The organism is Escherichia sp. WS1451, assembly GCF_046487365.1.
Taxonomy (GTDB): domain Bacteria; phylum Pseudomonadota; class Gammaproteobacteria; order Enterobacterales; family Enterobacteriaceae; genus Escherichia; species Escherichia coli.
The window spans coordinates 361,006-370,778 of record NZ_JBJQJP010000003.1; the positions used below are offsets into that span (position 1 = coordinate 361,006).

General features: G+C 50.3%; 7 protein-coding genes, 1 tRNA gene and 2 rRNA genes. 7 read left to right on the plus strand and 3 right to left on the minus strand.

What is annotated here, in order from left to right:
• Positions 1-31: 31 nt before the first annotated feature.
• The 7 genes from acrE (at position 32) to ACJHX7_RS07100 (ending at position 9,363) form a co-directional block, all read left to right on the plus strand.
• Positions 32-1,189 carry a multidrug efflux RND transporter periplasmic adaptor subunit AcrE gene (gene acrE / locus ACJHX7_RS07070; protein WP_000160363.1) on the plus strand — a complete coding sequence of 386 codons (1,158 nt, stop codon included), beginning with the start codon at positions 32-34 and terminating at the stop codon, positions 1,187-1,189.
• A gap of 11 nt (positions 1,190-1,200) precedes the next feature.
• Entirely contained in the window at positions 1,201-4,305 is a 3,105-nt protein-coding gene (gene acrF / locus ACJHX7_RS07075; protein ID WP_001273304.1) for a multidrug efflux RND transporter permease subunit AcrF, read from the plus strand.
• Between the two features lie 252 nt (positions 4,306-4,557).
• Positions 4,558-4,779 carry a membrane protein gene (locus ACJHX7_RS07080; RefSeq protein ID WP_000825639.1) on the plus strand — a complete coding sequence of 74 codons (222 nt, stop codon included), beginning with the start codon at positions 4,558-4,560 and terminating at the stop codon, positions 4,777-4,779.
• 430 nt (positions 4,780-5,209) lie between these two features.
• Positions 5,210-6,235, plus strand: coding sequence for an amino acid ABC transporter substrate-binding protein (locus tag ACJHX7_RS07085; protein WP_094030183.1), 1,026 nt, complete (start codon positions 5,210-5,212; stop codon positions 6,233-6,235).
• A 67-nt stretch (positions 6,236-6,302) separates the two neighbouring features.
• Entirely contained in the window at positions 6,303-7,484 is a 1,182-nt protein-coding gene (locus ACJHX7_RS07090; protein ID WP_000019674.1) for an amino acid ABC transporter permease, read from the plus strand.
• Positions 7,485-7,493: 9 nt separating this feature from the next.
• Positions 7,494-8,597, plus strand: a complete 1,104-nt coding sequence (locus ACJHX7_RS07095; RefSeq protein WP_094030184.1) for an amino acid ABC transporter permease — start codon at positions 7,494-7,496, stop codon at positions 8,595-8,597.
• 7 nt (positions 8,598-8,604) lie between these two features.
• A complete protein-coding gene (locus tag ACJHX7_RS07100) occupies positions 8,605-9,363 on the plus strand; it encodes an amino acid ABC transporter ATP-binding protein (protein ID WP_000078348.1) in 759 nt (252 codons plus the stop codon).
• 62 nt (positions 9,364-9,425) lie between these two features.
• Here the strand turns inward: ACJHX7_RS07100 and rrf (ACJHX7_RS07105) are convergent.
• The 3 genes from rrf (ACJHX7_RS07105) to rrf (ACJHX7_RS07115) all read right to left on the minus strand — a co-directional run.
• Positions 9,426-9,541 (minus strand): 5S ribosomal RNA (gene rrf / locus ACJHX7_RS07105).
• A 39-nt stretch (positions 9,542-9,580) separates the two neighbouring features.
• Positions 9,581-9,656 (minus strand) — tRNA-Thr (locus ACJHX7_RS07110).
• A gap of 14 nt (positions 9,657-9,670) precedes the next feature.
• Positions 9,671-9,773, minus strand: a 5S ribosomal RNA gene (gene rrf / locus ACJHX7_RS07115); the annotation flags it as partial.

Consider the following 9,773-nt stretch of genomic DNA (forward strand, 5'->3'; position numbering starts at 1 on the left):
TAACGCGCTTTTGGTTTTTTGAGGAATAGTAATGACGAAACATGCCAGGTTTTTCCTCCTGCCCTCCTTTATTCTGATCTCCGCGGCTTTAATCGCCGGTTGTAACGATAAGGGAGAAGAGAAAGCTCACGTCGGTGAACCGCAGGTTACCGTTCATATTGTGAAAACGGCCCCGTTAGAAGTTAAGACTGAATTACCAGGCCGCACCAATGCTTACCGTATAGCCGAAGTTCGCCCACAGGTTAGCGGGATCGTACTGAGTCGCAATTTCACTGAAGGCAGCGATGTGCAAGCAGGCCAGTCTCTGTACCAGATCGATCCCGCGACCTATCAGGCAAGTTATGACAGCGCGAAAGGCGAACTGGCGAAAAGTGAAGCCGCCGCCGCCATCGCGCATTTGACGGTAAAACGTTACGTTCCGCTCGTGGGTACGAAATACATCAGTCAGCAGGAGTACGACCAGGCCATTGCTGATGCTCGCCAGGCCGATGCCGCCGTGATTGCCGCAAAAGCCACAGTCGAAAGCGCTCGCATCAATCTCGCTTATACCAAAGTGACTGCGCCAATTAGCGGACGTATCGGCAAATCGACCGTGACCGAAGGCGCTCTTGTCACTAATGGGCAAACGACTGAACTGGCGACTGTCCAGCAGCTCGATCCTATCTACGTTGATGTGACCCAATCCAGCAACGATTTTATGAGGCTGAAGCAATCCGTAGAGCAAGGAAATTTGCATAAGGAAAACGCCACCAGCAACGTAGAGTTGGTCATGGAAAACGGTCAAACCTATCCCCTGAAAGGTACGCTGCAATTCTCCGATGTTACCGTTGATGAAAGCACCGGCTCCATAACCCTACGTGCCGTCTTCCCTAACCCGCAACATACGCTTTTACCTGGTATGTTTGTGCGCGCACGGATTGATGAAGGCGTCCAATCTGATGCCATTCTTATCCCGCAACAAGGCGTTAGCCGCACACCGCGTGGTGATGCAACCGTGCTGATTGTTAACGATAAAAGTCAGGTTGAAGCGCGCCCTGTCGTTGCCAGCCAGGCGATTGGCGATAAATGGTTGATTAGCGAAGGGCTGAAATCTGGCGATCAAGTCATTGTCAGCGGCCTGCAAAAAGCGCGTCCGGGAGAGCAGGTTAAAGCCACTACCGATACCCCCGCAGATTCTGCATCGAAGTAAGGCAATCTGACATGGCAAACTTTTTTATTCGACGACCGATATTTGCATGGGTGCTGGCCATTATTCTGATGATGGCGGGTGTACTGGCGATCCTACAATTGCCCGTCGCCCAATACCCAACCATTGCGCCGCCTGCAGTTTCTGTTTCGGCAAACTATCCGGGCGCTGATGCGCAGACCGTGCAGGATACGGTGACGCAGGTTATCGAACAGAATATGAATGGTATCGATAACCTGATGTATATGTCCTCCACCAGCGATTCTGCCGGTAGCGTGACAATTACCCTTACCTTCCAGTCCGGGACCGATCCAGATATCGCGCAAGTGCAGGTGCAGAACAAACTCCAGCTCGCCACGCCGTTGCTGCCGCAGGAGGTACAGCAGCAGGGGATCAGTGTTGAAAAGTCCAGTAGCAGCTATTTGATGGTGGCGGGCTTTGTCTCTGATAACCCAGGCACCACACAGGACGATATCTCGGACTATGTGGCCTCTAACGTTAAAGATACGCTTAGCCGTCTGAATGGCGTCGGTGACGTACAACTTTTCGGCGCACAGTATGCGATGCGTATCTGGTTGGACGCCGATCTGCTAAACAAATACAAACTGACGCCGGTTGATGTGATTAACCAGTTGAAGGTACAGAACGATCAGATCGCTGCCGGACAGTTGGGCGGAACGCCAGCGTTACCAGGGCAACAGTTGAACGCCTCGATTATTGCTCAGACGCGGTTAAAAAATCCGGAAGAATTCGGCAAAGTGACCTTGCGCGTAAACAGTGACGGCTCGGTGGTACGCCTGAAAGATGTCGCACGGGTTGAACTTGGCGGTGAAAACTATAACGTTATCGCTCGCATCAACGGTAAACCGGCGGCGGGCCTGGGTATTAAGCTGGCAACCGGCGCGAATGCTCTCGATACCGCGAAAGCCATTAAGGCAAAACTGGCGGAATTACAGCCATTCTTCCCGCAGGGAATGAAGGTTCTCTACCCTTATGACACCACACCATTCGTCCAGCTTTCTATTCACGAAGTGGTAAAAACGCTGTTCGAAGCCATTATGCTGGTGTTCCTGGTGATGTATCTGTTCTTGCAGAATATGCGAGCAACGCTGATCCCCACCATTGCGGTACCCGTGGTGTTGTTAGGGACGTTTGCCATCCTCGCCGCTTTTGGTTACTCCATCAACACACTAACGATGTTCGGGATGGTGCTTGCCATCGGGCTGCTCGTCGATGATGCGATAGTGGTGGTGGAGAACGTCGAGCGCGTGATGATGGAGGATAAGCTCCCGCCAAAAGAAGCGACGGAAAAATCGATGTCGCAAATTCAGGGCGCACTGGTGGGTATCGCGATGGTGCTGTCAGCGGTATTTATTCCAATGGCATTCTTCGGCGGTTCTACTGGGGCAATTTACCGCCAGTTCTCTATCACCATCGTTTCGGCAATGGCGCTTTCTGTTCTGGTGGCATTGATTCTTACCCCAGCGTTATGTGCAACACTGCTCAAACCCGTCTCTGCTGAGCATCACGAAAATAAGGGCGGTTTCTTCGGCTGGTTTAATACCACCTTCGATCATAGCGTTAACCACTACACCAACAGCGTCGGCAAAATCCTCGGTTCCACAGGACGATATTTACTGATCTATGCACTAATTGTTGCTGGAATGGTGGTGTTGTTTTTACGTCTTCCGTCTTCCTTCTTACCTGAAGAGGATCAGGGAGTCTTTCTGACTATGATTCAGTTACCCGCTGGCGCGACGCAAGAGCGGACGCAAAAAGTGTTGGATCAAGTGACGGATTACTATCTGAAGAACGAGAAAGCGAACGTAGAAAGTGTCTTTACGGTTAACGGCTTTAGCTTCAGCGGCCAGGCACAAAACGCCGGTATGGCCTTCGTCAGTCTGAAACCGTGGGAAGAGCGTAGTGGTGACGAAAACAGTGCGGAAGCGGTAATCCATCGTGCCAAAATGGAATTGGGCAAGATCCGCGACGGTTTTGTCATTCCATTCAATATGCCAGCCATTGTTGAACTGGGCACGGCAACGGGTTTCGACTTTGAGTTAATTGATCAGGCTGGGCTGGGTCACGATGCCCTGACCCAGGCCCGTAACCAGTTGCTTGGCATGGCGGCGCAACATCCTGCCAGCTTAGTCAGCGTGCGTCCTAATGGTCTGGAAGACACCGCGCAGTTTAAACTGGAAGTTGACCAGGAAAAGGCGCAGGCATTAGGTGTTTCACTTTCTGACATCAATCAGACCATTTCAACGGCGTTGGGTGGGACTTACGTTAACGACTTCATTGACCGTGGTCGCGTGAAAAAGGTGTATGTTCAGGCGGATGCCAAATTCCGTATGCTGCCAGAAGATGTCGATAAACTTTATGTCCGCAGCGCCAACGGCGAAATGGTGCCATTCTCTGCCTTTACCACTGCACATTGGGTGTATGGCTCTCCGCGACTGGAGCGCTACAACGGTCTGCCGTCAATGGAGATTCAGGGGGAAGCCGCGCCAGGAACCAGTTCCGGCGATGCCATGGCGTTGATGGAAAACCTTGCGTCAAAATTACCGGCGGGCATTGGTTATGACTGGACGGGTATGTCATATCAGGAACGTTTATCGGGAAACCAGGCTCCCGCTCTGGTAGCAATTTCCTTTGTGGTTGTTTTCCTGTGCCTTGCTGCACTCTATGAAAGCTGGTCAATTCCTGTCTCGGTTATGTTGGTCGTGCCGTTAGGGATTGTCGGCGTGCTACTGGCGGCAACACTCTTTAATCAAAAAAATGACGTCTACTTTATGGTGGGCTTGCTGACGACAATTGGCTTGTCGGCCAAAAACGCTATTTTGATTGTTGAGTTCGCTAAAGATCTCATGGAAAAAGAGGGTAAAGGTGTTGTTGAAGCGACACTAATGGCAGTACGTATGCGTCTGCGTCCTATCCTGATGACCTCTCTCGCCTTTATTCTCGGCGTATTACCGCTAGCTATCAGTAACGGTGCCGGCAGTGGCGCGCAGAACGCAGTGGGTATCGGGGTAATGGGCGGGATGGTTTCTGCAACGTTGCTGGCAATCTTCTTCGTGCCGGTGTTCTTTGTGGTGATCCGCCGTTGCTTTAAAGGATAAATCAGAAACATAAAGGCACTTTCGGGTGCCTTTATTATTTTCAGTGAAACCCATAAAAATTAATAAGATATTCTTCTTCTCACTCTTTAAAAACTTTCTATAGTTCCCGCTCCCTTCACTATTTTTACAATTCACATAATTTGTCATTATTCATTCCGCAAGATTTATAACCTCCGGTGATAAAATGGCATTCAGCTCGTTAATAAGAGAGTTAACTTATTAAGCGTTAGCGTTTATTACTGAGGTAACACCATGAAAAGATTAATTCCTGTGGCATTGCTCACCGCATTGCTGGCGGGCTGTGCTCACGATTCGCCCTGCGTTCCGGTTTATGATGATCAGGGGCGACTGGTTCACACCAATACCTGTATGAAAGGCACGACTCAGGATAACTGGGAAACGGCTGGGGCTATTGCTGGCGGGGCAGCAGCTGTTGCTGGCCTGACGATGGGGATCATCGCTCTGTCGAAATAACTGAACAGAGCGCGGAGTACCGCGCTCTGTTTAACGATACAGTATCTCACCATAAGATAAAATATTGCTATATTCTGCTGGCTAATTCCCTGCTGATTTAGCATGTTATATCGCGTTATTTCGCTGCTTTCGAAATAACGCATCAATTTAATTTTCACACTTCCCACCAGAATTATACTCACGCTAACAATCATTATTCTGCTTAGTAAAAAACGCGTAAATATTTTGCGCCAAAATGTGGCGCATGTTTCATTTTCGCACCATTGCGGGGCGCTGTTTTTATTATTTCCTGTCTACACTCAGCTTATTGCGACGCGAAATCGTGCGCAAAAACTGGCACTACTTTTGCTTATAAGAGGATGGCCACAGACAGGTAAAAGACGTTTCCCAAATGTCCTATAACGATAATTTTCGCCTCACAGGAAGCATTATGAAAAAGATGATGATAGCCACACTGGCTGCCGCCAGCGTGCTGCTTGCCGTTGCAAATCAGGCGCATGCTGGCGCGACGCTTGATGCCGTACAGAAAAAAGGTTTTGTGCAATGCGGGATCAGTGATGGATTACCTGGGTTCTCTTATGCCGATGCTGACGGTAAATTTTCAGGTATTGATGTTGATATTTGTCGTGGTGTTGCCGCTGCTGTATTTGGTGACGACACGAAAGTGAAATATACCCCGCTCACTGCAAAAGAACGCTTCACCGCTTTACAGTCAGGGGAGGTGGATTTGCTCTCCCGTAATACGACCTGGACTTCATCTCGCGATGCCGGGATGGGAATGGCATTTACCGGCGTCACTTATTACGACGGCATTGGCTTCCTGACTCACGATAAAGCGGGACTAAAAAGCGCGAAAGAACTGGATGACGCTACCGTCTGTATTCAGGCGGGTACTGATACCGAACTCAACGTTGCCGATTACTTTAAGGCAAACAATATGAAGTACACACCAGTGACTTTCGATCGCTCTGACGAATCAGCGAAGGCACTGGAATCTGGTCGCTGCGATACGCTGGCCTCGGATCAATCACAACTGTATGCCCTGCGCATCAAATTAAGCAACCCGGCTGAATGGATTGTCTTACCGGAAGTTATCTCCAAAGAACCGCTTGGGCCGGTAGTTCGTCGTGGCGATGATGAATGGTTCTCGATTGTACGCTGGACGCTTTTCGCCATGCTGAATGCTGAAGAGATGGGCATCAATTCCCAGAACGTCGATGAAAAAGCGGCTAATCCGGCAACGCCTGATATGGCACATCTGCTGGGTAAAGAAGGCGATTACGGCAAGGATCTGAAGCTGGATAATAAATGGGCTTACAACATCATCAAACAGGTGGGTAACTACTCGGAAATTTTTGAGCGTAACGTAGGTTCAGAAAGCCCGCTGAAAATTAAACGTGGGCAAAATAATCTCTGGAATAACGGCGGAATTCAGTACGCGCCGCCCGTGCGTTAAGTCGGTGTGAGGTAACGAGCGTCGCTACGGCGGCGCTCTCTTCAGCGTTATGCTTTCCGAGGTTTCTATGTCTCATCGCCGCTCAACCGTTAAAGGCTCACTCTCCTTTGCCAACCCTACGGTTCGCGCCTGGTTATTCCAGATCCTTGCCGTTGTTGCTGTTGTTGGCATTGTTGGTTGGCTATTTCACAACACTGTGACGAATCTCAGTAATCGTGGCATTACTTCAGGTTTTGCCTTTCTGGATCGCGGCGCTGGCTTCGGTATTGTCCAGCATTTGATCGATTACCAGCAGGGTGATACCTACGGACGCGTTTTCATTGTTGGCTTACTCAATACGCTACTGGTTTCTGCATTGTGTATTGTATTCGCTTCTGTTCTGGGCTTCTTTATCGGTCTGGCGCGACTTTCGGATAACTGGCTGCTACGAAAGCTTTCCACAATTTATATTGAGATCTTCCGTAATATTCCGCCGCTGCTGCAAATCTTCTTCTGGTACTTTGCCGTGCTGCGCAATTTGCCCGGACCACGCCAGGCAGTGAGTGCGTTTGATCTGGCCTTTTTGAGCAATCGTGGGCTTTATATTCCGTCGCCGCAGCTGGGAGACGGATTTATTGCGTTTATCCTGGCTGTTGTTATGGCTATAGTCCTTTCTGTTGGGCTATTCCGCTTTAATAAAACATACCAGATAAAAACCGGACAACTGCGCCGCACCTGGCCGATCGCCGCAGTGTTGATCATTGGTTTGCCTTTACTGGCGCAATGGCTTTTTGGCGCAGCACTACACTGGGATGTCCCAGCCCTTCGAGGCTTTAATTTCCGCGGCGGGATGGTTTTAATTCCTGAACTGGCAGCCTTAACGCTGGCGCTTTCGGTTTATACTTCTGCATTTATCGCCGAAATTATCCGCGCAGGGATCCAGGCAGTGCCTTATGGTCAACATGAAGCAGCTCGGTCACTGGGATTACCCAATCCGGTCACGCTACGCCAGGTCATTATTCCCCAGGCATTGCGGGTGATTATTCCACCGTTAACCAGCCAGTATCTCAACATCGTCAAGAACTCCTCTCTTGCCGCCGCTATTGGCTATCCGGATATGGTTTCGCTGTTTGCTGGCACCGTGCTGAACCAAACGGGGCAAGCCATCGAGACGATAGCCATGACCATGTCGGTCTATCTGATTATCAGCCTGACTATCTCGCTGCTGATGAATATCTATAACCGCCGCATCGCGATCGTTGAACGCTAAGGAGTCATGATGACAAAAGTATTGCTGTCTCATCCCCCGCGCCCGGCGAGCCATAACTCAAGCCGCGCGATGGTGTGGGTGCGAAAAAATCTGTTCTCCAGCTTGAGCAATAGCCTGCTGACTATTGGCTGCATATGGTTGATGTGGGAACTGATCCCACCGTTGCTGAACTGGGCATTTTTGCAGGCTAACTGGGTTGGCTCAACGCGTGCCGACTGCACAAAAGCCGGTGCCTGTTGGGTCTTCATCCACGAACGATTTGGTCAGTTTATGTATGGGCTTTACCCACACGACCAACGCTGGCGAATTAACCTCGCATTACTGATTGGGCTTGTGTCGATCGCACCAATGTTCTGGAAAATACTCCCGCATCGCGGTCGCTATATTGCGGTATGGGCGGTGATTTACCCACTGATTGTCTGGTGGCTGATGTATGGCGGGTTTCTTGGTCTTGAGCGGGTTGAAACCCGGCAATGGGGCGGGCTGACGCTAACTTTAATTATTGCATCAGTTGGGATTGCGGGGGCGCTGCCGTGGGGGATCTTACTGGCGTTAGGTCGCCGCTCCCATATGCCGATTGTGCGTATCTTATCGGTCATTTTTATCGAGTTCTGGCGCGGTGTACCGCTGATTACCGTTCTGTTTATGTCTTCGGTCATGCTGCCGTTGTTTATGGCAGAAGGCACCAGTATCGACAAATTGATCCGCGCGCTGGTTGGCGTGATCCTGTTTCAGTCAGCATATGTTGCGGAAGTCGTGCGAGGCGGATTACAGGCGCTGCCTAAAGGGCAATATGAAGCGGCAGAGTCGCTGGCGTTGGGTTACTGGAAAACCCAGGGGCTGGTTATTCTGCCACAGGCGTTGAAGCTGGTGATTCCTGGGCTGGTAAATACCATCATCGCACTTTTCAAAGATACCAGCCTGGTGATCATCATCGGGTTGTTCGATCTTTTCAGTAGCGTTCAGCAGGCAACCGTTGATCCCGCCTGGTTGGGTATGTCGACGGAAGGGTATGTTTTCGCCGCACTGATCTACTGGATCTTCTGTTTCAGCATGTCACGTTATAGCCAACATCTGGAAAAACGTTTTAACACCGGGCGTACACCGCATTGAGGACACTATGAGCCAAATTTTACTGCAACCTGCTAACGCGATGATTACGCTGGAAAACGTCAATAAATGGTATGGGCAATTCCATGTTTTGAAAAATATAAATTTAACCGTGCAACCGGGCGAACGGATCGTTCTGTGTGGCCCTTCTGGTTCCGGTAAATCGACAACCATTCGTTGTATTAATCATCTGGAAGAACACCAACAGGGACGGATCGTGGTAGATGGCATCGAGCTTAACGAAGATATTCGCAATATTGAGCGCGTCAGGCAGGAAGTGGGAATGGTCTTTCAGCATTTCAATCTCTTCCCTCATCTGACCGTTCTACAGAACTGTACCCTGGCACCGATTTGGGTACGCAAGATGCCTAAGAAAGAGGCTGAAGATCTGGCGTTGCATTACCTTGAGCGGGTGAGAATTGCCGAACATGCCCAGAAGTTTCCCGGACAGATTTCTGGTGGTCAGCAGCAACGCGTTGCCATTGCGCGCTCGCTGTGTATGAAGCCGAAAATTATGTTGTTTGATGAGCCAACGTCGGCGCTCGATCCGGAGATGGTGAAAGAAGTGCTGGATACGATGATTGGGCTGGCGCAGTCGGGTATGACAATGTTGTGTGTAACACATGAGATGGGGTTTGCACGAACCGTCGCTGACAGGGTGATTTTTATGGATCGTGGGGAAATAGTGGAGCAAGCTGCACCGGATGAGTTTTTTGCGCATCCTAAGTCAGAGCGTACGAGGGCATTTTTATCGCAGGTGATCCATTAATTGAATGTTAGTTCGAAAAGCAAAAAGGCCATCCTTTCGGATGGCCTTTCGCTTGATTTGATGTCTGGCAGTTCCCTACTCTCGCATGGGGAGACCCCACACTACCATCGGCGCTACGGCGTTTCACTTCTGAGTTCGGCATGGGGTCAGGTGGGACCACCGCGCTACTGCCGCCAGACAAATTCTTTTCTAATCTGCCGAACTTTAACCTAAAAAGTGGTGCTGATACCCAGAGTCGAACTGGGGACCTCACCCTTACCAAGGGTGCGCTCTACCAACTGAGCCATATCAGCACGCTAAATTTGATGCCTGGCAGTTCCCTACTCTCGCATGGGGAGACCCCACACTACCATCGGCGCTACGGCGTTTCACTTCTGAGTTCGGCATGGGGTCAGGTGGGACCACCGCGC

What these genes read in the sequence shown, in the direction of transcription:
- acrE (WP_000160363.1), top strand. Translation starts at nt 32, where the DNA reads ATGACGAAACATGCCAGGTTTTTCCTCCTGCCCTCCTTTATTCTGATC.
- acrF (WP_001273304.1), top strand. Translation starts at nt 1,201, where the DNA reads ATGGCAAACTTTTTTATTCGACGACCGATATTTGCATGGGTGCTGGCC.
- ACJHX7_RS07080 (WP_000825639.1), top strand. Translation starts at nt 4,558, where the DNA reads ATGAAAAGATTAATTCCTGTGGCATTGCTCACCGCATTGCTGGCGGGC.
- ACJHX7_RS07085 (WP_094030183.1), top strand. Translation starts at nt 5,210, where the DNA reads ATGAAAAAGATGATGATAGCCACACTGGCTGCCGCCAGCGTGCTGCTT.
- ACJHX7_RS07090 (WP_000019674.1), top strand. Translation starts at nt 6,303, where the DNA reads ATGTCTCATCGCCGCTCAACCGTTAAAGGCTCACTCTCCTTTGCCAAC.
- ACJHX7_RS07095 (WP_094030184.1), top strand. Translation starts at nt 7,494, where the DNA reads ATGACAAAAGTATTGCTGTCTCATCCCCCGCGCCCGGCGAGCCATAAC.
- ACJHX7_RS07100 (WP_000078348.1), top strand. Translation starts at nt 8,605, where the DNA reads ATGAGCCAAATTTTACTGCAACCTGCTAACGCGATGATTACGCTGGAA.